This window comes from Agromyces soli, assembly GCF_022811605.1.
Lineage (GTDB): Bacteria > Actinomycetota > Actinomycetes > Actinomycetales > Microbacteriaceae > Agromyces > Agromyces soli.
Genome location: NZ_CP094533.1, coordinates 3,529,624 through 3,554,798 on the forward strand (window position 1 = coordinate 3,529,624; position 25,175 = coordinate 3,554,798).

23 protein-coding genes are annotated in these 25,175 nt (G+C 72.8%); 10 read left to right on the forward strand and 13 right to left on the reverse strand.

Annotated elements, in window-relative coordinates:
- Positions 1-98: 98 nt before the first annotated feature.
- On the forward strand, positions 99-551 hold the full coding sequence (locus tag MTP13_RS16965) for a hypothetical protein (protein WP_229781798.1): 453 nt from the start codon (positions 99-101) through the stop codon (positions 549-551).
- Between the two features lie 35 nt (positions 552-586).
- Here MTP13_RS16965 and bcp read toward each other — a convergent pair whose 3' ends face one another.
- The 4 genes from bcp to MTP13_RS16985 form a co-directional block, all read right to left on the reverse strand.
- Positions 587-1,063: a thioredoxin-dependent thiol peroxidase gene (bcp, locus tag MTP13_RS16970; protein WP_243568821.1), complete on the reverse strand. Its 477-nt coding sequence runs from the start codon at positions 1,061-1,063 to the stop codon at positions 587-589.
- A gap of 73 nt (positions 1,064-1,136) precedes the next feature.
- Positions 1,137-2,630, reverse strand: coding sequence for a sensor histidine kinase (locus MTP13_RS16975; RefSeq protein WP_243568822.1), 1,494 nt, complete (start codon positions 2,628-2,630; stop codon positions 1,137-1,139).
- 3 nt (positions 2,631-2,633) lie between these two features.
- On the reverse strand, positions 2,634-3,905 hold the full coding sequence (locus tag MTP13_RS16980) for a CpaE/TadZ family protein (protein WP_243568823.1): 1,272 nt from the start codon (positions 3,903-3,905) through the stop codon (positions 2,634-2,636).
- Complete coding sequence (locus MTP13_RS16985; RefSeq protein WP_243568824.1) at positions 3,905-4,468, reverse strand: hypothetical protein; 564 nt, start codon at positions 4,466-4,468, stop codon at positions 3,905-3,907. Before MTP13_RS16985 ends, MTP13_RS16980 begins: the two co-directional genes overlap by 1 nt.
- Before the next feature lie 168 nt (positions 4,469-4,636).
- Between MTP13_RS16985 and MTP13_RS16990 the strand changes: the two genes are divergently transcribed.
- Positions 4,637-4,930 carry a helix-turn-helix domain-containing protein gene (locus MTP13_RS16990; RefSeq protein WP_243568825.1) on the forward strand — a complete coding sequence of 98 codons (294 nt, stop codon included), beginning with the start codon at positions 4,637-4,639 and terminating at the stop codon, positions 4,928-4,930.
- Between the two features lie 91 nt (positions 4,931-5,021).
- Here the strand turns inward: MTP13_RS16990 and MTP13_RS16995 are convergent, their stop codons facing one another.
- A complete protein-coding gene (locus tag MTP13_RS16995; RefSeq protein WP_243568826.1) occupies positions 5,022-5,600 on the reverse strand; it encodes a hypothetical protein in 579 nt (192 codons plus the stop codon).
- 179 nt (positions 5,601-5,779) lie between these two features.
- Here MTP13_RS16995 and MTP13_RS17000 point away from each other — a divergent pair, with 179 nt between their 5' ends.
- A complete protein-coding gene (locus MTP13_RS17000) occupies positions 5,780-6,223 on the forward strand; it encodes an Rv3235 family protein (protein WP_243568827.1) in 444 nt (147 codons plus the stop codon).
- Between the two features lie 101 nt (positions 6,224-6,324).
- Here MTP13_RS17000 and secA read toward each other — a convergent pair whose 3' ends face one another.
- From secA to mtrA, 6 genes are all read right to left on the reverse strand, one after another.
- Positions 6,325-9,126 (reverse strand): preprotein translocase subunit SecA, encoded by a 2,802-nt coding sequence (gene secA / locus MTP13_RS17005; RefSeq protein ID WP_243568828.1) that lies wholly within the window; start codon positions 9,124-9,126, stop codon positions 6,325-6,327.
- 210 nt (positions 9,127-9,336) lie between these two features.
- The gene (gene hpf, locus MTP13_RS17010) at positions 9,337-10,041 is read right to left on the reverse strand and encodes a ribosome hibernation-promoting factor, HPF/YfiA family (protein ID WP_243568829.1); all 705 of its coding nucleotides are present in this window, start codon (positions 10,039-10,041) and stop codon (positions 9,337-9,339) included.
- A gap of 90 nt (positions 10,042-10,131) precedes the next feature.
- Positions 10,132-10,827, reverse strand: a complete 696-nt coding sequence (locus MTP13_RS17015) for a ComF family protein (RefSeq protein ID WP_243568830.1) — start codon at positions 10,825-10,827, stop codon at positions 10,132-10,134.
- Positions 10,828-10,924: 97 nt separating this feature from the next.
- Positions 10,925-12,601 carry an LpqB family beta-propeller domain-containing protein gene (locus tag MTP13_RS17020; protein ID WP_243568831.1) on the reverse strand — a complete coding sequence of 559 codons (1,677 nt, stop codon included), beginning with the start codon at positions 12,599-12,601 and terminating at the stop codon, positions 10,925-10,927.
- The gene (gene mtrB / locus MTP13_RS17025) at positions 12,594-14,261 is read right to left on the reverse strand and encodes an MtrAB system histidine kinase MtrB (RefSeq protein WP_243568832.1); all 1,668 of its coding nucleotides are present in this window, start codon (positions 14,259-14,261) and stop codon (positions 12,594-12,596) included. Before mtrB ends, MTP13_RS17020 begins: the two co-directional genes overlap by 8 nt.
- Before the next feature lie 3 nt (positions 14,262-14,264).
- Positions 14,265-14,945, reverse strand: a complete 681-nt coding sequence (gene mtrA / locus MTP13_RS17030; RefSeq protein WP_243568833.1) for an MtrAB system response regulator MtrA — start codon at positions 14,943-14,945, stop codon at positions 14,265-14,267.
- A gap of 173 nt (positions 14,946-15,118) precedes the next feature.
- On the opposite strand from mtrA, the gene MTP13_RS17035 reads away from it, so the two are divergent.
- The 6 genes from MTP13_RS17035 (at position 15,119) to MTP13_RS17060 (ending at position 21,629) form a co-directional block, all read left to right on the forward strand.
- A complete protein-coding gene (locus MTP13_RS17035) occupies positions 15,119-16,399 on the forward strand; it encodes a hypothetical protein (protein ID WP_243570950.1) in 1,281 nt (426 codons plus the stop codon).
- A gap of 6 nt (positions 16,400-16,405) precedes the next feature.
- The gene (locus MTP13_RS17040) at positions 16,406-17,056 is read left to right on the forward strand and encodes a DUF4129 domain-containing protein (protein WP_243568834.1); all 651 of its coding nucleotides are present in this window, start codon (positions 16,406-16,408) and stop codon (positions 17,054-17,056) included.
- Positions 17,053-18,354, forward strand: coding sequence for a DUF4350 domain-containing protein (locus MTP13_RS17045; protein ID WP_243568835.1), 1,302 nt, complete (start codon positions 17,053-17,055; stop codon positions 18,352-18,354). The genes MTP13_RS17040 and MTP13_RS17045 overlap by 4 nt, the downstream gene beginning before the upstream one ends.
- On the forward strand, positions 18,351-19,322 hold the full coding sequence (locus tag MTP13_RS17050) for an AAA family ATPase (protein ID WP_243568836.1): 972 nt from the start codon (positions 18,351-18,353) through the stop codon (positions 19,320-19,322). The genes MTP13_RS17045 and MTP13_RS17050 overlap by 4 nt, the downstream gene beginning before the upstream one ends.
- Before the next feature lies 1 nt (position 19,323).
- Positions 19,324-20,709 (forward strand): DUF58 domain-containing protein, encoded by a 1,386-nt coding sequence (locus MTP13_RS17055; protein WP_243568837.1) that lies wholly within the window; start codon positions 19,324-19,326, stop codon positions 20,707-20,709.
- Between the two features lie 194 nt (positions 20,710-20,903).
- The gene (locus MTP13_RS17060) at positions 20,904-21,629 is read left to right on the forward strand and encodes an aquaporin (protein WP_243568838.1); all 726 of its coding nucleotides are present in this window, start codon (positions 20,904-20,906) and stop codon (positions 21,627-21,629) included.
- A 103-nt stretch (positions 21,630-21,732) separates the two neighbouring features.
- Here MTP13_RS17060 and MTP13_RS17065 read toward each other — a convergent pair whose 3' ends face one another.
- Positions 21,733-22,728 carry a stage II sporulation protein M gene (locus tag MTP13_RS17065; RefSeq protein ID WP_243568839.1) on the reverse strand — a complete coding sequence of 332 codons (996 nt, stop codon included), beginning with the start codon at positions 22,726-22,728 and terminating at the stop codon, positions 21,733-21,735.
- 17 nt (positions 22,729-22,745) lie between these two features.
- On the opposite strand from MTP13_RS17065, the gene MTP13_RS17070 reads away from it, so the two are divergent.
- The gene (locus tag MTP13_RS17070; protein ID WP_243568840.1) at positions 22,746-23,582 is read left to right on the forward strand and encodes an RDD family protein; all 837 of its coding nucleotides are present in this window, start codon (positions 22,746-22,748) and stop codon (positions 23,580-23,582) included.
- A 59-nt stretch (positions 23,583-23,641) separates the two neighbouring features.
- Here the strand turns inward: MTP13_RS17070 and ahcY are convergent, their stop codons facing one another.
- On the reverse strand, positions 23,642-25,123 hold the full coding sequence (gene ahcY, locus MTP13_RS17075) for an adenosylhomocysteinase (RefSeq protein WP_243568841.1): 1,482 nt from the start codon (positions 25,121-25,123) through the stop codon (positions 23,642-23,644).
- Positions 25,124-25,175 lie beyond the last annotated feature (52 nt).

A 25,175-nucleotide genomic window follows, 5' to 3' on the forward strand; every position in this document is an offset into this window, starting at 1 on the left:
ATGATTGATCGGCTCACCACCCTGTGAGCATCAACTCGGCCTTGTAAATCGTGGCATAGCGACGGGGTCGAATCAATAGCCGTGTATGGGATATCGCTGTGAATCAGAGCTCCGACCGCCCCGCCTCAGCCGAGGAACCGCCCGCTGATCAGGGGGTCCCCCGCGCGGCGCTCGCGATCGTGAACGTGCTGCTCGTGCTCGAGGCGCTCGCCGTCGCGGGCGTGCTCGTCTGGCTCGTCGTCGACCTGCTGACCCTCGCCCCGTCGTCCTACGCGACCGCCGTCGCGCTCATCGTGCTCGTCGCGATCGGCGCCGTCTTCACGGCCGCCGTCGCCGTCGCCTCGATCCGTCGTGCCGGGTGGTCGCGCGCCGGCGCCATCGTGTGGCAGGTGCTGCAGGTCTCGGTCGCGGCCGGGGCGTTCCAGGGGCTCTTCGCCCGTCCGGACATCGGCTGGGCCCTGCTCATCCCGGCGATCGTCGTGGTCGTGCTCATGCTCGCCCCGTCGGTGCGCCGCGCCTACGGCAACGCCGGGGCGGCGCCGGAGCACTGAGCACCCCGGCACCGCCCCGGCGGAGCGGATGCGGCTCAGTCGTCGAGGCCGAGCTCGCGCCGGATGCGCGCGACGTGCCCGGTGGCCTTCACGTTGTAGAAGGTCTTCGCGATGCGGCCCTCCTCGTCGATCACGAAGGTCGAGCGGATGGAGCCGACGACGATCTTGCCGTAGAGCGATTTCTCGCCCCAGACGCCGTACGCCTGCTGGACGGCGAGGTCGGGGTCCGCGAGGAGGGTGAAGTTCAGCCGGTCGCGTTCCGCGAAGCGCTTGAGCTTCTCGACCTCGTCCTTGGAGACGCCGAGGACGCGGATGCCCGCCGCCTTGAAGGAGTTGAGGCTGTCGCGGAAGTCGCACGCTTCGGTCGTGCAGCCCGGGGTCATCGCCTCGGGGTAGAAGTACAGCACCACCTTGCCGCCGCGGAGCGACGAGAGCGTCACCGGGGTGCCGTCCTGGTCGTCGAGCGTGAAGTCGGGGGCGGGATCGCCGGGGGCGAGTCGTGCATCGTTCATATCGACCATGGTAGGCCGCCTCCGCGGGGCGCGCCCCGCGTCGGATGTCCGGGCGCCGGCGACGAGCGCCGGCTCACGCCGGGGCGATCCAGCGCAGCGGCACCTCGATGGTCACCTCGGTGCCGGTGCCGACGACGGTGTGCCAGTCGATCGTGCCGCCGAGCTCGCCCTGGATGAGGGTGCGCACGATCTGCGTGCCGAGCCCCTCGCCCACGCGCCCCTCGGGGAGGCCGGATCCCGTGTCGCGCACCTGCACGGTGAGCAGCTGGTCGGAGCGGTCGGCGACCACCTCGACCTCGCCCACCTGGCCGGCGAGGCCGTGCTCGACCGCGTTGGTGACGAGCTCGGTGAGCGCGAGGGCGAGCGGGGTCGCGTACTCGCTCGGGAGCACGCCGAAGCTGCCGGAGCGCTTCGGGTGGGCCGTCGTGTTGTGAGCGGCGGCGACCTCGGCGACGAGCAGCAGCGCCCGGTCGAAGACCTCGTCGAAGTCCACGTTCTGAGACAGGCCCGTCGACAGCGTGTCGTGCACGACCGCGATCGCCCCGACTCGGCGCATGGCCTGGGTGAGGGCCTCGCGGGCCTCGTCGGAGTGGGTGCGGCGCGCCTGGATGCGCAGCAATGACGCGACGGTCTGCAGATTGTTCTTGACCCGGTGGTGGATCTCCCGGATCGTGGCATCCTTCGTGATGAGCTCCTGCTCCTGGTGGCGGAGCTCGGTGACGTCCCGGGTGAGCACGATCGCGCCGATGCGCGATCCCTTGCGCCGGATCGGGATGGCCCGGAGCGAGACCGTGACGCCGCGGGACTCGACGTCGGTGCGCCAGGGCGCCCGCCCCGTCACGACGAGGGGCAGCGACTCGTCGACGACGAGCTTGCCGCCGAGCAGCCGGGTCGTCACGTCGGCGAGCGACTCCCCCTCGAGTTCGTCGTCGAACCCCATCCGGTTGAAGGCCGAGAGCGCATTGGGGCTCGCGAAGGTCGTGATGCCGTCGACGTCGAGCCGGATGAGGCCGTCGGAGGCGCGCGGGGCGCCTCGCCGGGGGCCCGTCGGGGCACCGAGATCGGGGAAGTCGCCGGAGGCGATCATCTGGAACAGCTCGCCGGCGCAGTCGTTGAAGGTGAGCTCCTGCCGGCTCGGCGTGCGCGTCGCACCGAGGTTCGTGTGCCGGGTGATCACGGCGACCGGCTCGGGCGCGACCGCGGTGCTCGCCTCGGCGAGCCGCCGCATGACGGGCACGGCGCGCACGCGGGTCGGCATCTCCTCGTACCAGTCGGGCGCGGAGGAGTCGATGATCTCCGCGCTCGTGTACGCCTGCGTGACGAGCTCGCGCCACTGCGGCTTGATGCGCTGGCCGACGAAGTCCCGGTAGAAGAGCGTCGCCGCGCTCGAGGGGCGCGAGTGCGCGACCGCGACGAAGTCGTCGTCGCCGGACGGCACCCACAGCACGATGTCGGCGAAGGCGAGATCGGCGAGCAGCTGCAGGTCGCCGACGAGCATGTGCAGCCAGTCGACGTCGGCCTGACTGCTGCGGCCCTGGGCGAGGACGAGTTCACTGAGGGTCGACACAGCTCAAGCGTAGTGCGGCGCACCGCGTCGTACGCGATCCAGCAGACGTGTTCCGCGGATGCCCGGGCCGCGTCTGCTCGGGCGGGGCGCGCCCGCGTCGAACGCATCCGCGCGCGGGAAGCGCTCGGCGGTGTACTCCCGAAAGGCCAAGGCCAGGGCGGAGCGCGGAGCCGCGTCGCGCAGTGCTCGAGCCCGGAGGACCGCGGCGTCCGGGCCGCGCCCGTCGTGGGGCAGGAGCCAGGCCCGCTCGATGCCGCCGAGGCGCTGCAGCGTCGCCCGCACCTGCGCGTAGGCACCGATGCCGAGCACGCTCGGTCGGACCCGGTTCACCAGCACGTCGATCTGTTCCGGATCCACGTGCTCCGCGAGTTCAGCGCAGCCGCGCAGCAGGCGGCCGAGCCCCGTGGGATCGGCGAGCCCGACGGCGATCACCCGGTCGGCCGCCTCGAGCGCGGCGAAGGTCGCGGCGTTGCGCCGCGGGGCGAACTGATCGCTCGTCAGCTCCTCGTCGCGCTCGAGGCTGAACCCCGTATCGATGACGACGACATCGACCTCGGCGGCGATGGCCGCGAGCGCGGCGGCCACCCGGTCCGCGCCGAGCTCGGGCCAGCGCCCCGGTCCGATGAGGCCGGTGAACACCTCGAATTCCGCACCGCTCGTCGCGCAGCGCTGCGCGAGCCGCTCGAGCTCCGCGCGATCGAGGGCGTTCATGCCGGCGAGTCGGCAGGCGGCCGCGAAGCCGGGAGTCTCGTCGAGCAGCCCGAGGGCGAGCGCCACGGCTCCGCCGTACGGATCGGCGTCGACGAGTGCGACGCGTCGACCTGCGGCCGCGAGCTCGGCGGCGACGTTGACGGCGACCGTCGTGCGGCCGGGCGCCCCGGTGGGACCCCAGACCGCGACGGTGCGGGCCTCGGGCGAGGGCGTCGCCTCCGGCGCGAGCGCGACGCGCCCCGTCACGACGGGCTCGAGCTCCGCCCACGCGACGACGGGCCCGACGACCTCGTGCAGGCCGGCCGCCCGCGCCGCGGCGCGCTGGCGGTCGTCGTCGGCGAGGGCGACGACCCGGACCCCGGCGGCGTCGCACACCGCCAGCACGTCGTGATCGACGGCGAGCACGCCGGCCGCGACGAGCAGGAGTTCCGGCCGGTGCTCCGCCAGCCCGTCGCGCAGCTCCGGCCACGTGCCGGCCCGCACGACCCGGTGCCCGTGCTCCACCGCGTCGGGCAGCAGTCGACGTTCCACCTCGCGCCCGAGCAGCAGGGCGATCCGGACCATCAGCCGACCGACCGTGCGGGCACGAGGTCGATCGCGTCGCCGGACGCGATCGCCTCGAGCAGGAGCGGCAGGCGCTCGCGGTCGAGCCGCAGTTCCACGAGCGGCCCGTCGGCGCCGGGCGAGTCCGCCGGTCGGAGGGAGACGACCTCTGCGGCGGGGACGAGCACGGCGGGCGGCTCGAATCCCCGCTCGACCGCATCGCCCGCCCAGACGTCGACCGAGCTTCCGGGGGCGACCACCTCGGGAAGCGGCCCTCGACTCGGCACGACGACGGTCGCGAAGGTGCCGTCCGATGCATCGGCGACCGCGTCGCGCGGGAGGAGCTCCCCGGGTCCGACGGTGCGCGCGAGCATCGTTCCGGGCCGCAACGCGGACTCGGCCGAGAGGTATCGCGCCGCCCGATCCCCCAGCACGACCCACACCGTCTCGAGGTCGCGCGCCTCGAGACGCGAGCCCGCCGTGATCGTGTCTCGAGCCGCGTAGACCCGCACCGAGCGGTCGAGACCGCCCACGAGCGCCCACACGCCGACCACCGATGCGACGACGAGCAGCAGCCCGACCACCAGTCGAAGGTCGACCGCCCTGCCCGGCCTCGTCCGCCAGCCCATTCACGCTCCCGCCTGCTCCCGCCGAACTCCTCGGCCCGTCCATCGTCCCGAGGGTGCGAGCCACACGTCCGGAGTTATCCACAGACCCCGTCGTCCCCGCCCGCCGGGTCGATAATCGAGGGCATGACCTCACCTGGACCGAGCGGCGAGCTCGGGCGATTCCTGTCCCTCGCCGATACCGCGGAGCTGCTCGCCGTCGACGTGGGCACGGTCGACGGCCTCATCCGTTCGGGAGAGCTCCCCGCCATCCGCGTCGGCGAGCACGGTCCCTGGCGCGTCGAGCGCGCCCAGCTCGAGGTCTGGATCGACGAGCAGTACGAAGCGACCCGTCGTCACGCCGCCTGGAACGAGGGCGAGTTCGCCGGCATCGCCGAGCTCTCGGGCGTCCGCCGCGGTGGCGTGCGTCCCGTGGACTGATCGCGGTCGCCGCGTTCGCACCGCCACCGAACCCCCCGGGAGGACGTTCGGGATTCCAATCGGAGCGGTGCTGCGGCCCCGCATCGGCCCCTCACATCGCGATCGTCGAGATCCGCTCGAAGGGCACGAGCCGGTAGCCGCGAACCTCGGCCTCGCGCCGGGGCGTGCCCGCCGGATGCAGCGCGAGCTCGAGGTGATCTCCGCCGACCCGGTCGATCGTGCCCTGCCAGCTCGCGCCGCTGACGCCGCGCACGAGCACCGCCGCACGACGACGGGCGAGGTCGCGGAGGACGAACCCGAATCCGATGCGCGCGGCGAGCGCGGTCGGCGACTCCGGGACGGGGGCGAGGCTCGCCTGCAGCTCCTCCCGATCCCCGACGATCGCCTCGATCGCGGGGATCCGCACGATCAGCAGGCCGCCGACGGGCGGCTGGGCGCGCGCCGCCAGCCAGTCCCGGCCGAACGACTCGAGCGCCAGTGTCATGGCGCGGCCGTCGACGAGCTCGCACCGCAGCGGCCGCCCGAGCTCGTGCAGCGCTCGCGCCCGTTCCCGCACGGAGAGCCGACCGAGCCGATGCCGTTCCTCCTCGAGTGCGAGGGAGCGCTCCTCCTCTCGTTGCTCGTGCTCCATCTGCGCCGAGAGGTCGTCGATGAGGCGCTCGAATCGCATGCCGGCGACCCTAGTCCAGACCGAGCCAGGACAGCCCGACGCTCTCCACAGGCGCCCAGATTTCTTGACAGGGATTCCAGGCACCGTCTAGCGTTCAAGCACGGGTCCCCCTCCTCCCCCGTTCGGGGGTGATCCGGTCGTCGGGCCGTGCTCGGCGATCGCTACGATCCAGGAGCACGATGGCCCCGCACTTCGAACCGGCGCAGACCGGTGACCCCGTCTACGACCCGACTCCACTCGACCGCGACGACTTCTTCGGTCCGCAGCCGGTCGGCCGGGCCGAGCTTCCCGATCCGATGCCGGTGCTGCGCAACCTCGCGCACTGCGTCGTCGAGGCGCTCGCGGGAGCGCGAGACCTCGAGCAGCTCGCGCGCTGGGTCACGGACGACGTCTACCGCGGGCTCGAGAAGCGAGTCGCCCTCGCCGCGCGGGCCCGCCGGGTGCGCGGTGCCCGCCCGCAGCGTCCGGTCTTCGCGATCGGCACGGTCCGGGCCAGCGAGCCGGCCGACGGCGTGATCGAGGCCGTCGTGCTCGTGCACCAGCGCCCGCGCACCCGCGCCATCGTCATCCGGCTCGAGGGCTTCGACGCACGCTGGCGGGCGTCGGTGCTCGGGGTGCTCTGAGCGCGCCGATCGATCGCCGCTCGTTCGCTCGCGAGCGAACGGCGGGGCGAACGCACGAGAGCCGCGCATCCCTCGGATGCGCGGCTCTCGTGTCGTGATCGCTAGCGGCCCTTGCGGTCCTGGGCGCGACGCTCGGCCCGGTTCTGCGGGGACGCCTCGCCGGTGGCCTGCCCGAACGCGCCGCGCGCGCCGCCCTGCGCGGGCGCCGCACCGGAGCCCTCGCTCTGCGACTCGGCGACGGCACGACGCAGACGCTGCGTCGCCGCCTGCTGCAGCTGTCCGCGCTGGTTCCGAACCTCGGCCTCGCCCGAGTCGCTCGGCGCGGTGTAGCTGAGCTTCTCCTCGGGGGTTGCCGGACGGCCGAGTCCCTTGGCCTCGATGTTCGGCCCGGCGACGCCGCCCTGCTGTGCGACCTCGACCTCGAGGTTGAACAGGAAGCCGACGGTCTCCTCGCGGATCGAGCCCATCATCTGCTGGAACATCGCGTAGCCCTCGCGCTGGTACTCGACCAGCGGGTCGCGCTGCGCCATGGCGCGCAGGCCGATGCCGTCCTTCAGGTAGTCCATCTCGTACAGGTGGTCGCGCCAGCGGCGGTCGATCACCGAGAGCACGACGCGGCGCTCGAGCTCGCGCATGGCGGGGCTGCCGAGCTGCTCCTCGCGGCGCTGGTAGGCGAGCTTCGCGTCGGAGAGGATCTCGCGGCGGATGAAGTCGCGGTTGACCCGGCCCTTCTCGCCCGCCTCGGCGACGACCTCGTCGATGGTGATGTCGATCGGGTAGAGCGTCTTCAGCTCGGTCCAGAGGGCGTCGAGGTCCCACTCGTCGGGGTTGCCCTCGGCCGTGTGCTGGTCGAGCACCTCGTCGATGACGTTCTCGAGGAACGCCTGCGTGCGCTCGTGCAGGTCGTCGCCCTCGAGGATGTGCCGGCGGTCGGAGTAGATCGCCTCACGCTGCCGGTTGAGGACGTCGTCGTACTTCAGCACGTTCTTGCGGATCTCGGCGTTTCGCGCCTCGACCTGCGACTGCGCCGAACGGATGGCCCGCGAGACGACCTTCGACTCGATGGCCACGTCGTCGGGGACCCCGCGCGCCATGATGCTCTCGGCCGCGCCGGCGTTGAAGAGCCGCATCAGGTCGTCCGTGAGGGAGAGGTAGAACCGGCTCTCACCGGGGTCTCCCTGACGACCCGATCGACCGCGGAGCTGGTTGTCGATGCGCCGCGACTCGTGCCGCTCGGTGCCGAGCACGTAGAGCCCGCCGGCCTCGAGCACCTTCTCGCCCTCGATGTCGACCTCGCGCTTGACCTCGGCGAAGACGTCGTCCCAGGCGGCCTCGTACTCCTCCGGGGTGTCGACGGGCGACAGGCCCTTCTCGTGCATGCGCTGGACGGCGATGAACTCGGCGTTTCCGCCGAGCATGATGTCGGTGCCTCGACCGGCCATGTTCGTTGCGACGGTGACGGCGCCGTGGCGGCCGGCTTGCGCGATGATCGCGGCCTCGCGCGCGTGGTTCTTCGCGTTCAGGACCTCGTGACGCACGCCCTTCTTCGCGAGCAGCCGGGAGAGGTACTCGCTCTTCTCGACGCTCGTCGTGCCGACGAGGACCGGCTGGCCGTTCTTGTGGCGCTCGACGATGTCCTCGACGACCTGGGCGAACTTCGACTCCTCGTTCTTGTAGACGAGGTCGGGCTGGTCGATGCGCTGCATCGGCTTGTTCGTCGGGATCGGCACCACGCCGAGCTTGTACGTCGACATGAACTCGGCGGCCTCGGTCTCGGCGGTACCGGTCATGCCGGAGAGCTTCGAGTAGAGGCGGAAGTAGTTCTGCAGCGTCACGGTGGCGAGAGTCTGGTTCTCGGCCTTGACCTGCACGCCCTCCTTCGCCTCGATCGCCTGGTGGATGCCCTCGTTGTAGCGGCGGCCCACGAGGATGCGGCCGGTGTGCTCGTCGACGATGAGCACCTCGCCGTTCATCACCACGTAGTCCTTGTCCTTCTTGAACAGGGCCCTGGCCTTGATCGAGTTGTTCAGGAAGGAGATGAGCGGGGTGTTCGCCGACTCGTAGAGGTTGTCGATGCCGAGGTAGTCCTCGACCTTCTCGATACCGGGCTCGAGCACGCCGACGGTGCGCTTCTTCTCGTCGACCTCGAAGTCCTCGCCGGGGACGAGGCGCTCGGCGAGCCGGGCGAACTCGGTGAACCAGCGGTTGGCCTCGCCGGAGGCGGGGCCCGAGATGATGAGCGGCGTGCGCGCCTCGTCGATGAGGATGGAGTCGACCTCGTCGACGATGGCGAAGTAGTGCCCGCGCTGGACCATGTCGGACGCCTGCCACGCCATGTTGTCGCGCAGGTAGTCGAAGCCGAACTCGTTGTTCGTGCCGTAGGTGATGTCGGCGGCGTACTGCTCGCGGCGCTGCTGCGGGGTCTGCCCGGAGAGGATGCAGCCGGTCGTCATGCCGAGGGCGCGGAAGACGCGGCCCATGAGCTCCGACTGGTAGGAGGCGAGGAAGTCGTTCACCGTGATGATGTGGACTCCGCGGCTCGTGAGCGCGTTGAGGTACGCCGCGGTCGTCGCGACGAGCGTCTTGCCCTCACCGGTCTTCATCTCGGCGATGTTGCCGAGGTGCAGTGCGGCGCCGCCCATGAGCTGGACGTCGAAGTGGCGGAGGCCGAGGGTGCGACGGGACGCCTCGCGGACGGCGGCGAAGGCCTCGGGCAGCAGGTCGTCGAGGGACTCGCCGTTCGAGTAGCGCTCCCGCAGCTCGACGGTCTCGTGCTTCAGCTCCTCGTCGCTGAGGTCCTTGAAGTCGTCCTCGAGGGCGTTGATCGCCTTCGCGTAGTTCTCGAGGCGCTTGAGGGTGCGGCCCTCGCCGACGCGCAGGACCTTTTCCAGAATCGAAGCCACGAAATGCTCTCCCAGTGTCGTCGGCCGCACCCGCTCGGGTGGAGGGCACGCCCGCTGCCGCCTGTGCAGACGGTCATCATAGCCATGCTAGTGGGCAGCGACCTGGACACGAGCCGGACGCCCGCCGAGCGGCGCCGGTGCGCCGGCCGCCGCTGACACGGACCGCGGGGCATCCGGCCCTCGACCGGATGCCCCGCGCGATTCCTGCGTCTAAGAGGCGACCGCCTCGCGCCCCTTCGTGACCGGGTCGTCGACGACGGCGCCGGCCTGCTCGTCGATGCCGATCACCCCGTAGTCCCAGCCCTTGCGCCGGTAGACGACGCTCGGCCGGCCCGAGTCGGAGTCGACGAAGAGGTAGAAGTCGTGTCCGACGAGCTCCATGAAGTAGAGGGCCTCGTCGACGGTCATCGGTGCGGACGCGAACACCTTCCGGCGAATGACGACCGGCGTGTACACCTCGTCCTCGCCGTGCTCCTCGTGCTCGTCGACGACCGGGATGCTCCCCGTGCGCACCCGCTCGAGCACCTCGGCGTCCGCGGCCTGGACGCCGACCCCGGTGAACCCGGCGTCCGCCGCCTCGCGCAGCGAGGTGTGCCGGTGGGCGCCGCCGCGGTGCACCTTCTTGCGGTCCTTCGCCCGCCTGATCCGTTCGAGCAATCGCCCGAGCGCCACGTCGAACGCGGCGTACTTGTCGCTGCCGTCCGCCTCCGCCCGGACGACGGGGCCGCGGCCGACGAGCGTGAGCTCGACGCGGTCGGGTCCCGGGTTCCCGTTCTTCTCGCTGTGGCGCACGAGCTTCACATCGAGCGCGATCGCTCGCTCGGCGAGGCGCGAGACCTTCTCGGCCTTCTCAGTGACGTAGGCACGGAATCGATCGGTGACCCCAAGGTTGCGTCCGACGATGTTCAGTTCCATTACGGCCTCCATCTCCCGGCGTGTCACCCGGTTCTGAAGGGTGGTTGGACCACGCCTGTGCTGCCACCGTAGCCCGCTTCGGGCCGCTTGTCACGGAGAGTTCCCCGAAGATCTCCTGCGATGTTCATCCGCGCGGCGCGGGGTCTCGGCGAGCACGGCGAAGCCCAGGACCCGGCCGCCCCCGGATTCGATCGCCGCTGCCGCGGCGGCGAGGGTCGACCCCGTGGTGAGCACGTCGTCGACGAGGAGGAACCGCCTCCCGTGCGCCCGGTGCGCACGGAGCCAGCCGGAGGAATTCCGCCGCCTGGCCTCGGCATCGAGCCCCGCCTGGTCGAGATGGCCGGCGACCGGCCGCAGCACGCGGGCGGCGCGCAGCCCCAGCCCGGTCAGCAGCCGTTCGACCGGCCGGTAGCCCCTCGCTCGGAGCGCCGCCGGCGTGGAGGGGATCGTGCAGAGTTCCAGGGCGTCGGGGCCGCCCTGGGGCAGCGCCCGCAGCGCCGTTTCGATCGCGGCGCCGAGTGCGGGCGCGAGCGCGGCCGCGGCATCGGTGCGGCCAGCATCCTTGTAGGCCCGGAGCACGGGACGCACCGCGCCGCGATAGCGGAGCCCGGCCCAGACGGCGCGCGTTCCGAGCGGTTCCCTGGCGACGAGCCGGGGCGCCGGCTCGAGTTCGCGCGCACAGGCCGGGCAGACGGCCCGGTCGAACGCCCCGCAGCCGGCGCAGGACACCGGGAGCACGAGCGAGAGCGCTCCGGCGAGCGCGTCACGCACCACTCGGCCGGCCATGCGGCAAGGATGCCGGCGCGGCATCCCGCCACGCGTGCCGCGCCCCGAACCGGGGAGGCGCGAGACCCGGACGTCGCTGGGGAGGAGGAGCCGGGGCTCAGCCCGCGAGCTGCGCGCCGAGGAAGCGCAGCCCGCTCGCCCGGACCTGCCAGCCCACTCCGCTCACGGTCTCGAGATCGCCGTCCTCGGTGAGCACGCGGTACTCGCGCGGGCTCGCCGTGGCATCCAGCTGCACGCCGCCGCCCGGGCCGTCGCGCCGCGTCGCGAGCCCGCCGAGCACCTGGCTGACGATGACGCTGCCGCCGTCCGTCGAGCTCAGGGCGACGACGGTCGTCTGGTCGAGCCAGCTCACGTCCTCGGCCTCTCCGGAGTCGCCGGCCAGCACGAGCTGCACGGAGCCGAGCGACTGCGGCGCACCGTCGGCTGTGCGAGCGACGGCCACCGCGACGAACCGGCTCGCGGCCCCGTCGTCGAGGAGGGCGATGAGCCTCGTCCCGTCGGGCGAGAGCTCCATCGACGCGATGCCGTCGCCGGTCCAGGGCGGCGCGATCGCGATCGCGTTCCCGTCCGGGCCGGTCGCACGGAGCTGTCTGGGCGAGTCGGCCGGCACCGTCCAGAGGTAGCCGTGCGCGTCGATCGCCGGCGCGATCAGCCCGGCACGATCGTCGACCCGCACCGGCTGCTCGTCGGGCAGCACCCGGTAGACGTCGCCCTCCACCGAGCGAACCGCGGCCGACTGCGCGTCGGGCGCGACCGCCGCCGCCGTCGGCAGCAGCGCCGCGACCTGGTCCGAGAGCCCCGGGATCGGCTCGATGCCGTCGCCGGTCGCCGCGAGGTGGCCGAAGACGGTTCCGTCGTAGACCACGGGCCGGGAGTCGCCGACGGGGTCGGTCACGGCCGAGAACGTCAGCGCGCCGCCCTGGACCGTGCCGTCGAGCGAGAGCTGCACGTCGTCGACGTTCGGCACCGAGGCGAGGCTCTCCTTCAGCTGGAATCGCATCCGCTGCGAGGCCAGCTCATCGTCGGCCGTCGCGCCCTCGAGCGAGACGTCGGCCACGCCGCCGTCGATCGGCACCGCGTCCGGGTCGAGCTGGACCCCCTCCGGGAACGCCGACACCACGCCGGCGTCGAGCCAGTCGGCCGGCCCGGCCAGCAACGCCCGCACGATGCTCGTCTGCACCGACTCGCGCCCGGCGAACCAGCGCACATCCGGCACCGCGAAGCGGAAGTCGCGATCGTAGAAGTAGAGCGTGTGGGTGCGGTAGACGCGGGAGAAGTTCGACTCGTCCATCAGCACGCCCGCCGGGGCCTCGCTGATCCGCCACTCGTCGCCCACCTTCACGAAGCGGTAGTCGAGCTGGATCGGCGCCTGCGACAGCGCCGCCTGGTACTGGCCGTTCGCCGCGAGCTCCGCGGCCGGCACGGCGTCGATCTGCAGGTGCGCGTCGTCGATGCGGATCGTGTCGCGGTCGGCGAAGCGGTCGACGGTCGCGCCCTCCCCCGGCTGCCACTCGTCGGCGAACCCGGGGGCGAGGTACTGCCTGGCGACGGCGTAGTTGCTGCGCGGGCTCGTGGCCGCGTTGATGAAGCCGCGCAGGATCTCCTCCTGGCTCGCCCCGTCGGTCGGCGCGGGCGCCTGGAGATCGAGCTCGAGCGCTTCGTCGCCCGATCCCGGACTGCCGGCGTTCACCCCGCCCGAGCTCGGCAGCGAGGCGCAGCTCGCGAGCAGGAACGCGGCGATCGCCGCCGCCGCGAGCGCGATCCCCCTACGCATCGGGCACCCCCAGGCTCTTCGTGTCGGTGGTGACGGTGTTCGGCGCCCCCGGGCCGTCGGCCTCCGGGTCGAGCGGCGCGAGCGGCAGCGGCGGCTCGGCGAACTCGCCGCCGGCCGCCCGCGGCACGGTCAGCCGGAACACGGTCCCCACCCCGGGCCGCGACCAGACGTCGAGCGCACCGCCGTGCACGACCGCGTCCTCGAGCGAGATGGCGAGCCCGAGGCCGGTGCCGCCGATGGTGCGGGTGCGGCTCGGGTCGGCGCGCCAGAAGCGGTCGAAGACGTGCGCCTGCTCCTCCTCGCTCATGCCGAGGCCGTAGTCGCGCACGCTCAGCGAGACCGCCTGCTCGTTGGAGTCGACCGCGATCACGATGGGTCGGCCCTCGCCGTGCTCGATGGCGTTGCCGAGGAGATTCCGCACGATGCGGCGGATGCGTCGCGGGTCCACGTGCGCGTCGAGGTGCCCGCCCGGCGCATCGAGGCGGAGCTCGCTGCCGCGCTCCTCGGCGAGCTCGTGCATCGACTCGATGGCGTCGCCCGCGAGGTGCACGAGATTCGTCGGCTCGGTGGCGAGCTCGACCGAGCCGGCGTCGTAGCGGCTGATCTCCAGGAGGTCGGCGAGGAGCTGCTCGAAGCGGTCGGTCTGGGTGTGCAGGAGCTCCACGGTCCGAGCGGTCGGGCCGGGGAAGTCGTCGCGCTGCCCGTAGAGCACGTCGCCGGCCAGTCGGATCGTGGTGAGCGGGGTGCGCAGCTCGTGCGAGACGTCGGACACGAAGCGCTGCTGCACCACGGAGAGCTCGGCGAGCTCGCGGATGCGCGCCTGCAGGCTGTCGGCCATGCCGTTGAAGGAGGCCGCGAGCGTGGCGAGCTCGTCCTCGCCCTTCTCCGGCATCCGCACGCCGAGATCTCCCGCCGCGAGCCGGCGGCTCGTCACCGCCGCAGTGCGGATCGGTTCGATGACCCAGCGCACGACGAGGAGGGTGACGACGGCGAGGAGCGCGAGGAGCGCGATGGCGCCGACGACGCCGGTCGCCTGCATCTGGTCGAGCGTCTGCTGGGCGTCCGCGAAGTCGTAGCCGATGTACAGCTCGTACCGCCCCGCGCCCGGCACCTGGAGGTCGGAGCCGACCACGACGCCCGGATCGGCGCCCCCCTCGCCGTCGTCGAGGGCGACGGACTGCCAGAACTGCCCGCCGGGGTTCTCCTGCACTCGTTCGCGCAGCTCGTCGGTGAGCACCGCCTCGAGTCCCGGCGCGATGCTGCCGAGGGGGGCGATGGTCGACGGGTCCTGGTCGGGCGCGCGGTAGACGCCGATGAGCGAACTGCCCGAGCTCGACTGCACGATCTTCACGGTGGAGTCCATGAGGGACTGCATCGCCGCCTGGTCCGAGGCGTCGGAGGGGTTCAGGATGCGCTGCGCCGCCGCGGTCGCGTTGTTCGACGAGGCGAGCACCTGGTCGAGCTGCGTCTTGAACAGGTTGGAGGCGACGCTGAAGCTGATGTAGAGGCCGATGACGAGGATCGCGAGTCCCGAGAGCGCCAGCGTGATGAGCACGGTGCGGAACTGCAGCGAGTGGCGCCAAAGGGTCGCCAGCCGCCGAGGGACGCCCCGCCAGCGACCGATCCGCAGCGTCAACGGCGCCGCCTCGGTCGTGCTCATGCGCTAGGTGGTGGCGCCGGCGCGGTAGCCCACGCCGCGCACGGTCATGACGATGCGGGGGTTGTCGGGATCGTGCTCGACCTTCGCCCGCAGGCGCTGCACGTGCACGTTCACGAGGCGGGTGTCCGCCTTGTAGTGGTACCCCCAGACCTGCTCGAGCAGCATCTCCCGCGTGAAGACCTGCTGCGGCTTCGCCGCGAGGGTGTGCAGTAGATCGAACTCGAGCGGCGTCAGGTTGATGCGCTCGTCGCCGCGGCGCACCTCGTGCCCGGCGACGTCGATCACGAGGTCGCCGACGCCGAGGGTCTCCGGCGCCTGCTCGGGGGCCGGGCGGAGCCGGGTGCGGATGCGCGCGATGAGCTCCTTCGGGTTGAAGGGCTTCACGATGTAGTCGTCGGCGCCGGACTCGAGCCCGCGGACGACGTCCGCGGTGTCGCTCTTCGCGGTCAGCATGATGATCGGGGTGCCCGACTCCGCACGGATGCGCCCGCACACCTCGATGCCGTCCATGCCGGGCAGCATGAGGTCGAGGAGCACGAGATCGGGCCGGGCCTCGCGGAACGCCTCGACGGCCTCGGCCCCGTCGGCGCAGAACAGCGGCTCGAATCCCTCGGAACGCAGCACGATGCCGATCATCTCGGCGAGGGCCGTGTCGTCGTCGACGACCAGGATGCGTTGGGACATCGATTCACATCTCCGCTCGGGCCGGGGCTTCTGCGACGTGGCCGGTCGTCCCAGCGTAGCCGTTCGACGGCGGACGGAGCGGGATCGCGAAGGGAGGGGCGCGCTGTGGACGACGACGGCGCGTTCCCGGCGGGATGTGAAAGCATGGGAAGACCGCCGGAAGGAGCCCGTTCGTGACCGATCCGCAGTGGCAGGCGCCCGAACCCGGCGCGTGGTCGCCGCCGGCGAACGGCGGCGCCCCGGGCGGCTGGCCGGCGCCGGCGCCGGCGCCGGCGCCCCAGCAGGGATACGGCCAGCCGGGATACGGCCAGCCGGGACACGGCATCCCCCAGCCCCAGTACGGGGCACCCGGGTACGGCGCTCCCCAACCCCAGTACGGCGCACCGCAGCCGGGATGGACCCCGCCTCCGAAGCCCGGCCTCCTCCCGCTGCGCCCGCTCGGATTCGGCACGCTGATGTGGGCGCCGTTCCGCACGCTCCGCCGCAACCCCGGGCCGGTCCTCGGCAGCGGGCTGATCGTCCAGCTCGTCATCGCGCTCGCCACCGTCGGCGCGTTCGTGCCGTTCTTCTTCGCCGTGACGGCACGGGCCGGCTCGGCGAGCGTCGCCGACCAGAGCGCCATCGCGGCCGGCGCCGTCGGCGGCTTCCTCCTGCTCATGCTGATCCCGCTGGCGCTCTCCGTCGTGGGCAGCGCGTTCCTGCAGGGCATCATGGTGGTCGAGGTCGCGAGCAGCACCCTCGGCGAACGGCTCCGCTTCGGCGAGCTGTGGCGTCGCACCGCGCGGCGCATCTGGCCGCTCATCGGCTGGACGCTGCTCGTCGCGGTCGCCGTCGTGCTCGCCATCCTGGTGGTGGTCGTGCTCGGCGTCCTCGTCGGCGTCGGCTTCGCCGCAGCCACCGACGGCGGGGTCGGCGGCATCGTCGCGACGATCCTCATCATCGGCTTCGTCTCGCTCGGCGTGGGCGCCGTCGGGGTCTGGCTCGCCGTCAAGCTGTCCCTCGTGCCGAGCGTCATCGTGTTGGAGCAGGCCGGCGTCGGCCGCGCGATCGGGAGGTCCTGGCAGCTCACGAACGGATTCTTCTGGCGCACCTTCGGCGTCGAGGCGCTGGTGGCCGTGATCCTGTACTTCGCCGCGCAGCTCGTGAGCACCCCCGTCTCCGTCATCGGCGGCATCGTCGTCGGCCTCGTCGACCCGACCGGTTCCGGCAGCGGCGTCGGTGCGATCATCGCGCTCTACGCCGTTTCGATGGTGCTCTCGCTCGTCCTGGGCGCGGTCACGGCCGTCGTGCAATCCGCCGTCGTCGCGGTCGTCTACGTCGACCTGCGCATGCGCAAAGAGGGGCTCGACCTCGTCCTGCAGCGGCACGTCGAACTCCGCGAAACCGGCCACCCCGTCGGGGACCCGTTCGCCCCGTCGGCGGCGCCCACCGCGACCTCGCCGAACTGGGCCTGAGCGGCCGTGCGCATCGAGATCCCGGTCGACCCGGATGCCGAGGAGGCCCGGCGCTGGCTCATCGACGAGCTCGCCAAACCCGAGTACCGCGCGGCCGAGCCGAGCTGGTTCGATCGGCTGATGCAGGCCATCGGCGAGTGGCTGGGCGAGCTCTTCTCGGGGGCGGGCGGCGTGCCGCAGCCCTTCGTCATCGGCATCGTGGTCCTCATCGTGATCGCACTCGTCGTCATCGGCCTGCTCGTGTTCGGCGCGCCCCGGCTCCGACGGCGCCGTGCCGCGCAGGTCCCGCTGTTCGAGGACGGCGACGTCCGCGGGCTCGACGAGCTGCGCCGGGCCGCGGCGCTCGCGGCGCAGCGCGGCGATTGGCCGCTCGCGATCGAGGAGCGGTTCCGCGCGCTCGCCCGCGGACTCGTCGAGCGCGAGCTCGTGCGCATCCACCCGGGCACCACGGCCCACGCGATCGCCGCGGCCGCGACGATCCCGTTCCCCGCCCACGGCGCCGCGCTGCAGCAGGCGGCACGGGCGTTCGACGAGGTCAGGTACCTGGGACGCAGCGGCGGCGCTGCCGAGTACGAGCAGCTGACCGAGCTCGAGACCGCGCTCGCGACCACCATGCCGGATGACGCGTCCGCACGCCGTTCGGCGGTGCCGGTGTGAACGGCACGAACGCGCCGGCGCCCCCGGCGGAGCTGCCCGCGCCGGAGACGCCCGCGACCGCGCGCGACGCCGACCCCCGGCAGGCGACCTCCATCACCCCCACGCTGCGCGGCGGCCTGCGCCGCGCCCGCACCTGGATCGCCATCGGCGCCGTCGCGATCCTCGGTGCCGTCGCGCTGCTCGTGCTGCAGGGCGGCATCCGCGGCGGGGGCCCGCCCCTCGGCGCCGACAACCCCGCCCCGGCGGGCGCGAAGGCCGTCGTCGAGGTGCTCCGCGCCCAGGGCGTCGAGGTCGACGAGGTCTCGGCCTTCGACGATGCGCGCAGCGCCGCCCGCGGCGGAGCGACCGTCGTCGTCGCGGACGTCGCGGGCTTCCTCGATCCGGAACGGCTCGGCGAGCTCGCCGACACCGCCGAACGCCTCGTCGTCATCGCGCCCGACTTCGCCTCGCTCGACGCGCTCGCCGAGGGCGTGCGTCTGGCCGGCACCGCGAGCGGCGCGCTCGACGGCGCCGCCTGCGAGCTTCCCGCCGCCGAACGGGCGGGCACGCTCTCCGACGGACAGGGGCTGCTCCGGATCGACGACGGCGCCCGGGCCGCGGGCTGGCAGGGCTGCTTCCCGGACGGCGAGTTCGGCTTCGCCCTCGCCGAAGGCCCGGGCGACGGCGGTCGGATCACGATCGTCGCCGCCCCGACCGCGTTCGCGAACGAGACGATCGACGAGGCCGGAAACGCGGCGCTCGCACTCGGGATCCTCGGCGAGACCGGCGCGCTCGCCTGGTACGTCCCCGGCATCGAGGACGTCGACGCCGCGACCGCCCCGACGCTCGGCGAGCTCACCCCGGGCTGGGTGACGCCGGTCATCCTCCTGCTCATCGTGCTCGTCGTCGTGGCGGCGGTCTGGCGCGGCCGCCGCTTCGGACCGCTCGTCGCCGAAGACCTGGTCGTCGACGTCCCCGTCGCCGAGACCCGCGAGGGTCGCGCCCGCCTCTACGAGCGCAGCGCGGTGCGCACCCACGCGCTCGATCAGCTCCGCATCGGTGCACTCGGCCGCCTGCTCGGCATCCTGAAGCTGCCCCGCTCCGCGGACGTCCGCGAGATCGCCCACGCCGCCGCGCTCGCGACCGGCCGGGATCCGTACGCCACCGAGCGGCTGCTCGTCGACGAGGAGCCGGCCGACGACCGGCGACTCGTGGAGCTCGCCGCCGCCATCCACGAGCTCGAGGCCGAGGTGCGCCGCACCCTCCGGCCCGACGCCGACCCCACGCAGTCCACCGAACGACCAGGAAGGCCCTCATGACCGACCCCATGCAGACGGACGCCGAACTGCGCGACGCGCTCAACCGCGTCCGCGCCGAAGTGGGCAAGGCCGTCGTCGGCCAGGACGGCGCGATCACCGGCCTCATCATCGCCCTGCTCGCCGACGGCCACGTCCTCCTCGAAGGCGTTCCCGGTGTCGCGAAGACGCTGCTCGTGCGCACACTGAGCCGCACGCTCCGGCTCGAGACCCGTCGTCTGCAGTTCACCCCCGACCTCATGCCGGGCGACGTGACGGGCTCGCTCGCCTACGACCCGAGGTCCGGGGAGTTCGCGTTCCGAGAGGGTCCCATCTTCACGAACCTCCTCCTCGCCGACGAGATCAACCGCACCCCGCCGAAGACGCAGTCGGCGCTGCTCGAGGCGATGGAGGAGCGGCAGGTCTCCGCCGACGGCGTCACCCGTCCGCTGCCGAATCCGTTCCTCGTGGCGGCCACGCAGAACCCCATCGAGTACGAGGGCACCTACTCCCTCCCCGAGGCGCAGCTCGACCGTTTCCTCATGAAGCTCGTGCTGGAGGTGCCCGAGCGCGACGCGGAGTTCGCGATGCTCCGCCGTCACGCCGACGGCTTCTCCCCGCACGACCTGGAGGCGGCCGGCGTCCAGCCCGTGCTCTCGGCGGGCGAGCTCACGGCCGCGCGCGCCGCGGCAGGCCGGGTCGGCGCCTCCGACGACGTCCTCGCCTACCTCGTCGACCTCGCCAGGGCGACCCGCCGGGCGCCCTCGCTCCGGCTCGGGATCAGCCCGCGAGCGGCGACCGCCCTGCTCGCCGCGGCGAAGGCCTGGGCCTGGCTGACCGGCTACGAGCGACTGACCCCCGATCACGTGCAGGCGATGCTGCTGCCCGTCTGGCGCCACCGCGTGCAGTTGCGGCCCGAGGCCGAGCTCGAGGGCGTCGCCGTCGATCAGGTGCTCCGCGGCATCGTCCAGCAGGTCCGGGTCCCGCTCTGAGATGACGATCTCCGGGAGGTTCGTGCTGCTCCTCGCCCTCGGCGTGGTGCCGATCGTCGTCGCGGGCGCGCTCGCGGGCGCCGCCTCCGGCGCGCCGACGCCGGCCGCAGTGGCGGCCGCAGGCGGCCAGGCGGCGTGGCTGGCGCTGCTCGCCTGGGCGGCGCTCTGCGCCGGCCTCGGGGCGATCGACCTCTCCCTGGCCGGCTCCCCGCGGCGCGTCGCGCTGCAGCGGGAGCTGCCGCCTCGGGTCCGGCTCGGTGAGGCCGTGGAGTCGCACCTCATCGTGCAGAACCTCGGCGGGCGGGCGTTGCGCGCCGTCGTCCGCGACGGCTGGCAGCCCTCCGCGGGCGTCGTCGGGCCGAATCGCTCACCGCTCCGGATCCCTACCGGCGAGCGGCGTCGCGCGACCCTCGTGCTCGTGCCCCGGCGGCGCGGGGACCGCCGGGTCGGGCAGGTCACGATCCGCAGCGCCGGTCCGCTCGGCCTGTGGTCCCGGCAGGCGACGCTCGCCGCGCCCGGCGTGCTGCGCGTGCTGCCGCCGTTCGCCTCGCGGGTGCACTTGCCGTCTCGGTTGACGAGACTCCGGGAGCTCGACGGGCGCACGCCGATCCTGATCCGCGGGCAGGGCACCGAGTTCGATTCCATCCGCGAGTACGTCCGCGGCGACGACGTCCGCTCGATCGACTGGCGGGCGACCGCGCGCCGCACCGATCCCGACGCCCCCGGCGGCACGCGGCTGATGGTGCGGACCTGGCGGCCCGAGCGCGACCGGCGCATCGTCATCGTCACCGACACCTCCCGTACCGCGGCCGCCCGGATCGCCGACGAGCCCAGGCTCGACACGGCGTTCGAGGCGTCGTTGCTGCTCTCGGCCCTCGCCTCGCACGCGGGCGACCGGGTCGACTGGCTCGCCTGGGACCGCCGCGTCCGCGGCCGGGTGCACGGCGCGAACGGCGCCGAACTGCTGGCGAAACTCGTCGATGTCATGTCAACCATCGACCCCGAGCTCATCGAGGCCGACTGGGCGGCGGTGCCCGCTCAGGTGCGCCGGCTCACGAGCCGACGCGCACTCGTCGTCCTCCTCACCGGCGTGGACTCCCCCGCGAACGCGGCGGGACTGCTCGCCATGCTCCCGCAGCTCACCTCCCGCCACTTCGTGATCGTCGCCTCGGTCGCCGATCCCGACGCGGTCGCCGCGAGCGGCGGCACCGACGACCTCGACCAGGTCTACCGCGCGGCCGCCGCCGAGCGCGGCCTGCTCGACGGCGCCCGGGTCGAGGCGGCCATCCGCCGCCTCGGCGCGGAGACGGTGAGCGCACCGCCGCAGGAGCTCCCGCCCGCGCTCGCCGACCGGTACCTGGCGCTGAAGGCGGCCGGGCGGCTCTAGTCGCGCGCCCGGGCGCCTCGGCGTTGCACGCGGCGTCGCTCGCCGTCATCCGACGTCGTGGCACGACACACCGGCGCGCCTCGCCGCTTCGGCGATCCGCGTTCTCGATAGGCTCATCCGCGGCGCGGAGGGGTCCCGCGCCATTTCGTCGCCTCCGCAGGAGGCGATTCGTCTCCCTAGGAAAGGACACCAGCATGGCCGGAACGGCCGCCCCCTCGACGGGGCAGAAGCTCACCGCCGAACTCCTCGGCACCTTCATCCTCGTCTTCGGCGTCATCGGAGCGGCGATCTTCTCCTCCGCCAACGCCACCCTTCTCGGCGTCGCCTTCGCGCTCGGCCTCAGCGTGCTCGTCGCCGCCTACGCCTTCGGTCCGATCTCGGGCGGGCACTTCAACCCGGCCGTGACGCTCGGCCTCGCGGTCGCCGGCCGTTTCGCCTGGAAGGACGTCGCCGGGTACCTCATCGCGCAGATCGTCGGCGGCATCCTCGGTGCCGTGGTGCTGCTCGGCATCGTCGCGAGCGCGCCGGGCGCCGACGTCGTCGCGACGTTCCGCGCGGCCTCGACCGGCTACGACGAGCTCTCCCCCGCCGGCTTCGGCATCGGCGCCTTCTTCATCGCGGAGATCGTCGCGACCGCGGTGTTCCTCTTCGTCATCCTGGGCGTGACCTCGGCCGGCCGCGCGGCGGCGAACTTCGCGCCGCTCGCCATCGGTCTCACGCTGACGGTGCTGGTGCTCGTCGCCGGCCCGATCACCAACGGGTCGTTCAACCCGGCCCGCTCGATCGCGACGGCGGTCTTCGGCGGCGGCGACGCGCTCGGGCAGCTCTGGGCGTCGATCGTGGCGCCGATCGTCGGCGGCCTCATCGCGGGCGTGCTGTACAAGCTGGTCTTCGACCGCGCGGCGAAGCTCAGCGCCTGAGCCGTACGACCACGATGGCGGATGTCCCGACGGGGCATCCGCCATCGGCGTCTCCGGGGCGGTCCAGCCCGGCTCGGTCCGGCCGAGCGCCGCTCAGCTCGGCTCAGCCGGCGACGAGGCGGCGCTCGCCCGAGTCGAATTCGGCGAGATCGCCCGTCTCGCCCGCCTTCGCGGCGCGACGGCCGAGGCCGAGCATCGTGAACAGGAAGGCGGCCAGCGCGAGAGCGCCGATGCCGATCTTCACCGCCGACGGCCAGGGCTGCGGGGTCACGAAGCCCTCGATGAGGCCCGAGACGAACAGCCAGAACACGAGCCCGATCGCGATCGTGAAGAGCGCCCGGGCCTCGGAGGCGAGCGCCGAGGCGCGCCCCCGCGGGCCCGGCGCGATCCACGCCCAGAAGATGCGCAGTCCGGCGGCGGCGGCCACGAAGACGCAGGTGAGCTCCAGGAGCCCGTGCGGCGCGAGGTAGAGGAAGAAGGTGTCGGCCTCGTCGAAGTGGAACATGATGCCGGCCGTGACGCCGAGGTTCTGCGCGTTCTGCAGCAGCACCCACGGCACCCAGACGCCGACGATGCCGAAGGCGACGCACTGCGCGGCGATCCACGCGTTGTTGGTCCAGACGGATCCGGCGAAGGACGCGGCGGGATGCTCGGAGTAGTAGGCGACGAAGCCCTCGTCGGCGATCTGCTTGAGCTCGGCGTCGCTGCCGAGGTTCGCGATGACGCGCGGATCGGAGAGCACCCAGGACGCGAAGAGCCCCGCGACGACGACGGTCGCGACGGCCACCGCCAGGGTGATCCAGCGCACCCGGTACAGGGCGGCGGGCAGCGAGACGAGCCAGAAGCGGGTGAGCTGGCGCAGCGGATTCTCGGGCACCCCGGTGAAACGGAGCCGGGCCCGCGCGAGCAGGATCGACAGCCGTTCGCCGAGGGCGGTCGAGCCGGCCGTCGTCGTCACGGTCGAGAGGTCGGAGGCGGCCGACTGGTAGCGCTCGATGAGCTCGTCGGTCTCGCGGCCGTCGAGCCGGCGCTGCGTGGTGAGCGCGGCGAGGCGCTGCCAGTCGTCGGCACGGGCTGCGGCGAGAGCGTCGAGATCCATCTGCTTGAATACTACCCATGACCGTCGCAGCGCCCGAGCGCCGTTCCACCACGGCCGACGAGGGCGTGCTGACCGGCGAGGCGGTGCAGCTCGACGTCCGCCCGGCCGGTGCCGTGCTGCGCGCTGCCGGGGCCGCGATCGACGTGCTCGTGACGCTCCTCCTGGGCGCCGGCCTGGTGTGGCTCGCCTCGAGCCTCCGTCTCGACGAGGCCGCGTTCCGCGCCGTCGCCATCACCGCGCTCGTCGTCTGCCTCGTCGTCGTGCCCACGACCGTCGAGACGGCGAGTCGGGGCCGCTCGCTCGGCAAGCTCGCCGTGGGGCTGCGCGTCGTCCGCGACGACGGCGGCTCGATCGGATTCCGGCACGCCTTCATCCGCGCGCTCACCGGAGTGCTGGAGATCTACTTCACGCTCGGCGGGCTGGCGCTCCTCGTGGGCTTCCTGAACCCGTCCTCGAAGCGGCTCGGCGACCTGCTCGCCGGCACCCATGCGCAGATGGAGCGCGTGCCGAAGCTCGAGATCGACCCCTTCGGCGTGCCGACGCCGCTCACCGCGTGGGCCGCGACGGCCGACGTCGGCCGCCTGCCTGCGCCGCTCGAGCGGCGGATCTCCGCGTTCTTCCGGAACGCCGCCCACCTCGTGCCCGAGCGGCGCGCCGGCTTCGCCGCGGCCCTCGCGCAGGAGGCGGCGCCGTACGTCTCGCCGATCCCGGATGCCCCGGCCGAGCTGTTCCTCGCGGGCGTCATCGCCCTGCGCCGGGAGCGCGACACCGCCGCGCTCGAGCTCGAGGCCGCGCGGATGCGCTCGCTCGAGCCGGTGCTCACCGCGCGTCCCAACGGCTTCCCCGAGCGCTGAGCACCGCACCGCTCCGCGGGGATCACCGCGGCGGCGCAGGCGCACCGCCGCGGCATCCGTCAGTAGCGGTAGTGCTCCACCTTGTAGGGCCCCTCGACCGGGACGCCGATGTAGGCGGCCTGCTCGGGGGTGAGCTCCGTCAGCTCGACGCCGAGCGCGTCGAGGTGCAGCCGGGCGACCTTCTCGTCGAGGTGCTTCGGCAGCACGTACACGGCGGTGGGGTACGCCTCCGGGCGGGTGAAGAGCTCGATCTGCGCGAGCACCTGGTTCGTGAACGAGTTGCTCATCACGAAGGAGGGGTGCCCGGTCGCGTTGCCGAGGTTCATCAGCCGGCCCTCGCTCAGCACGAGCACGCTGCGCCCGTTCGGCAGCCGCCACTCGTGCACCTGCGGCTTGATCTCGATGCGCTCGGCGCCCGGCAGCGCCTCGAGGGCGGCCATGTCGATCTCGTTGTCGAAGTGGCCGACGTTCGCGACGACGGCGAGATGCTTCAGCCCGAGCAGGTGCTCGAGGCGCACGACGTCCTTGTTGCCCGTGCCGGTGACGAGGATGTCGACGTCGCCGATGACGGACTCGAGGCGCGCGACCTGGTAGCCGTCCATCGCCGCCTGCAGCGCGTTGATCGGGTCGATCTCCGAGACGATGACGCGGGCGCCCTGGCCGCGCAGCGCCTCGGCCGCCCCCTTGCCGACGTCGCCGTAGCCGGCGACGAAGGCGACCTTGCCGCCCATGAGCACGTCGGTGGCGCGGTTCAGGCCGTCGGGCAGCGAGTGCCGGATCCCGTACTTGTTGTCGAACTTCGACTTCGTGACGGAGTCGTTGACGTTGATCGCCGGGAAACGCAGCTCGCCGCGGGCGTGCAGCTCGTAGAGGCGGTGCACGCCGGTCGTGGTCTCCTCGGTCACGCCCTGGAGCTCGTCGGCGATGCGCGTCCAGCGGTCGCTCGAGCGCTCGAGCGAGCGGCGCAGCGTCTCCAGCACGACGCGGAACTCGGCGCTGTCGTCGGCGGCCGCGGCCGGCACCGCACCGGCGAGCTCGTACTCGCGGCCCTGGTGCACGAGCAGGGTGGCGTCGCCGCCGTCGTCGAGGATCATGTTCGGCCCGATCCAGTCGGCACCGGCGGCCTCGGCCTCGGCCGACCAGTCGAAGATGCGGTCGGTGCACCACCAGTACTCCTCGAGCGACTCGCCCTTCCAAGCGAACACCGGCACGCCGGCGGGCTCCGCGACGGTGCCGTTCGGGCCGACGACGACCGCGGCGGCGGCCTCATCCTGCGTGGAGAAGATGTTGCAGCTCGCCCAGCGCACCTCCGCGCCGAGCGCCACGAGCGTCTCGATGAGCACCGCGGTCTGCACCGTCATGTGCAGGCTGCCGGCGATGCGCGCGCCGGCCAGGGGCTGCGCCGCGCCGAACTCGGCGCGGAGCGCCATGAGCCCCGGCATCTCGTTCTCGGCGAGCCGCAGCTGGTGGCGGCCCGCCTCGGCGAGCGAGAGGTCGGCGACCTTGAACGGCAGGGCGGTGGTGAGGGGCTGGGAGCTCATGGCATCCATTCTCCGGCCTCGGCGGGCGAATCGGGAACTCGAGGCGCGAGTG

Excerpts from the sequence above, each read along its gene's own strand:
- MTP13_RS17050 (WP_243568836.1), top strand. The coding sequence starts at position 18,351 with ATGACCGACCCCATGCAGACGGACGCCGAACTGCGCGACGCGCTCAAC.
- MTP13_RS17070 (WP_243568840.1), top strand. The coding sequence starts at position 22,746 with ATGACCGTCGCAGCGCCCGAGCGCCGTTCCACCACGGCCGACGAGGGC.
- MTP13_RS17060 (WP_243568838.1), top strand. The coding sequence starts at position 20,904 with ATGGCCGGAACGGCCGCCCCCTCGACGGGGCAGAAGCTCACCGCCGAA.
- MTP13_RS17065 (WP_243568839.1), bottom strand. The coding sequence starts at position 22,728 with ATGGATCTCGACGCTCTCGCCGCAGCCCGTGCCGACGACTGGCAGCGC.
- mtrB (WP_243568832.1), bottom strand. The coding sequence starts at position 14,261 with ATGAGCACGACCGAGGCGGCGCCGTTGACGCTGCGGATCGGTCGCTGG.
- MTP13_RS17020 (WP_243568831.1), bottom strand. The coding sequence starts at position 12,601 with ATGCGTAGGGGGATCGCGCTCGCGGCGGCGGCGATCGCCGCGTTCCTG.
- MTP13_RS16995 (WP_243568826.1), bottom strand. The coding sequence starts at position 5,600 with ATGCGATTCGAGCGCCTCATCGACGACCTCTCGGCGCAGATGGAGCAC.
- bcp (WP_243568821.1), bottom strand. The coding sequence starts at position 1,063 with ATGAACGATGCACGACTCGCCCCCGGCGATCCCGCCCCCGACTTCACG.
- hpf (WP_243568829.1), bottom strand. The coding sequence starts at position 10,041 with ATGGAACTGAACATCGTCGGACGCAACCTTGGGGTCACCGATCGATTC.
- ahcY (WP_243568841.1), bottom strand. The coding sequence starts at position 25,123 with ATGAGCTCCCAGCCCCTCACCACCGCCCTGCCGTTCAAGGTCGCCGAC.
- mtrA (WP_243568833.1), bottom strand. The coding sequence starts at position 14,945 with ATGTCCCAACGCATCCTGGTCGTCGACGACGACACGGCCCTCGCCGAG.
- MTP13_RS17055 (WP_243568837.1), top strand. The coding sequence starts at position 19,324 with ATGACGATCTCCGGGAGGTTCGTGCTGCTCCTCGCCCTCGGCGTGGTG.
- MTP13_RS17015 (WP_243568830.1), bottom strand. The coding sequence starts at position 10,827 with ATGGCCGGCCGAGTGGTGCGTGACGCGCTCGCCGGAGCGCTCTCGCTC.
- MTP13_RS17000 (WP_243568827.1), top strand. The coding sequence starts at position 5,780 with ATGGCCCCGCACTTCGAACCGGCGCAGACCGGTGACCCCGTCTACGAC.
- MTP13_RS16990 (WP_243568825.1), top strand. The coding sequence starts at position 4,637 with ATGACCTCACCTGGACCGAGCGGCGAGCTCGGGCGATTCCTGTCCCTC.
- MTP13_RS16980 (WP_243568823.1), bottom strand. The coding sequence starts at position 3,905 with ATGGTCCGGATCGCCCTGCTGCTCGGGCGCGAGGTGGAACGTCGACTG.